This window comes from Holdemanella porci (assembly GCF_009696075.1).
In the GTDB taxonomy this organism is placed as follows: Bacteria; Bacillota_I; Bacilli_A; order Erysipelotrichales; family Erysipelotrichaceae; genus Holdemanella; species Holdemanella porci.
On the sequence record NZ_VUMR01000107.1, the window covers coordinates 1 to 2,035 of the forward strand.

Annotated in this window: 2 protein-coding genes; both read left to right on the forward strand. The window is 35.4% G+C overall.

The features are described 5' to 3' along the window. The first annotated feature begins 137 nt into the window (after window positions 1-137). Entirely contained in the window at window positions 138-1,202 is a 1,065-nt protein-coding gene (locus FYJ55_RS10515) for a phosphoenolpyruvate carboxykinase (ATP) (RefSeq protein ID WP_229771167.1), read from the forward strand. Between the two features lies 1 nt (window position 1,203). Then, window positions 1,204-1,941: a Bax inhibitor-1/YccA family protein gene (locus FYJ55_RS10520; RefSeq protein ID WP_154556779.1), complete on the forward strand. Its 738-nt coding sequence runs from the start codon at window positions 1,204-1,206 to the stop codon at window positions 1,939-1,941. The last annotated feature ends 94 nt before the right edge of the window (window positions 1,942-2,035 follow it).

The following is a 2,035-nucleotide window of genomic DNA, read 5'->3' on the forward strand; positions in this document are numbered from 1 at the left end:
ATGCACAAGAATCTACAATATCCAGGACAGTCATGTTCAATATCTCATTCTATTTTTAATGTGATTGGTTCCTTATCAAATCAAATTCGAGATGTTTTACCTGTCCTATAAATATACTAGCATCAAAACGTACAGGTATGTTTACTGAAATAGATACACAGCCAATGACATATTTCAAAAAGGGCGAATCAAACTGGTTCTGTTATCCTTGTAAGGTTGGAGCTTTATTATGTTTCGTATACTTCAACTCAAAATATATGTCTAGTGCATTGAGTATGGCTAACTTGTTTGAATTAGCTACAAAAGAAGAGAGTGCTCAAAAACCAGATCTTGTTGTTATTTTTGGTAATGACGATGGAAATGATGCAACAAACTTCTATTATGATGAGGCCAATGATATTTGGGTAGGATGTATCAGTGACAATCCTCGTATCGAATACTTTGGATATTTAAAGAAAATGTGTTTAACATTACACAACTTGGCACAGATGAAAAAAGGTTGGTTACCAATCCATGGTGCTTTCGTAAACATCTATTTAAAGGATGGAACTAAGAAAGGTATCATGTTGATGGGTGATAGTGGTGCTGGTAAATCTGAATCCATTGAAGCATTAAAGGCGGCTGCTGGAGATATGATTCGTGAAGTAGAAGTTGTATTTGATGATATGGGAACAATTCACTTGGAAGATGGCGTTCCATATGGTCAGGGAACTGAAATTGGTGCCTTCATTCGTCTAGATGACTTAGATCCAGGTACTCCATATCGTGACATGGACCGTTCAATTTTCATGGCTCCAGAAAATCCAAACGCACGTATGATTCAGCCTGCAGCTCCATATCGTGTTGTTGTTCACAACCACAAAATTGATTTATTTGCGTACGCAAACAACTACACAAATGAATTTGGTCTAAAGAAATTAACTGTCCAAGAAGTAAAAGATACTTGTAAGTTAGGTAAGCGTATGGCTTTGGGTACAACTCAAGAAGTTGGTATTTCAACAACTTACTTCGCAAACCCATTTGGTCCTATGCAAAAACAAGAGCTTTGTGAACCAATCATCGACACAATATTCCAGGCTCTAGAAGACAACGGAGTATTTGTTGGTGAAATCTATACGCACTTAGGATTCGATAAATCAAACCGTAAAGGTTTAAATATTGCTGCACAGCAATTATTAGAATTTATCCAGAAAAAGGATTAATATGTTTAATAACAATTCAATGAATTATTACTCAACAAGCACTTTAAAAAGTGCTTTGTTGAAGTCTTATGCATGGATGGCTATCGCCTTATCCATTACGGCAATTGTATCTTATGGTTTATATGCTACAAATGCTTTATTGATTTTATTGAGCGCCATGCCATTTCTATTTATGTTGTTTGTGATCGCACCATTTATCTTGTCCATTGCCTTTGGTGTTTCTATGGCAAGATCTACATCCAGTACAGGTATGAAAGTCATGTTAGTGCTTTATGCCATCTGTATGGGCGTTTCACTAACTTCAATTGGTTATGTATATGATGTAGCTACAATTGGTACTGCTTTTTTAGTCAGTGCAGTTTACTTTATTAGTTTAGCTGTTATTGGAACAACATCTAAAAAAGATTTTACTAGCTTTGGCTCATTATGTATGATTGGACTTTTTGTATTGATTATTACACAATGCTTTATGATGTTATTTAGAGTTAGTATGGATGTTCGCTTACTTTCTATCATTACTCTATTGATTTTTACAGGTATCACAGTTTGGGATGTACAAAGAATGAATCGTTTATTGATTCAATCGGATGGTTCAGTCGTAGCACAAGATAAGATCGCAATCTTTATGGCTTTGCAATTGTATTTGGATTTCTTGAATATTTTCTTAAGAATCTTACAGTTGATTGGCATGGGAAATCGAAATAATAAAGGCGCAATAAATTTGGATGGGGTTAGGTGAATTTGCTCTCCAAGAATTTAAGGGGCGGCATATACCCCAAAATGGTTTATAGCTGATATTGGGCTCAGACAACATTTAGTTGTCTGGGTCCATT

What these genes read in the sequence shown, in the direction of transcription:
- FYJ55_RS10515 (WP_229771167.1), top strand. Translation starts at nt 138, where the DNA reads ATGTTTACTGAAATAGATACACAGCCAATGACATATTTCAAAAAGGGC.
- FYJ55_RS10520 (WP_154556779.1), top strand. Translation starts at nt 1,204, where the DNA reads ATGTTTAATAACAATTCAATGAATTATTACTCAACAAGCACTTTAAAA.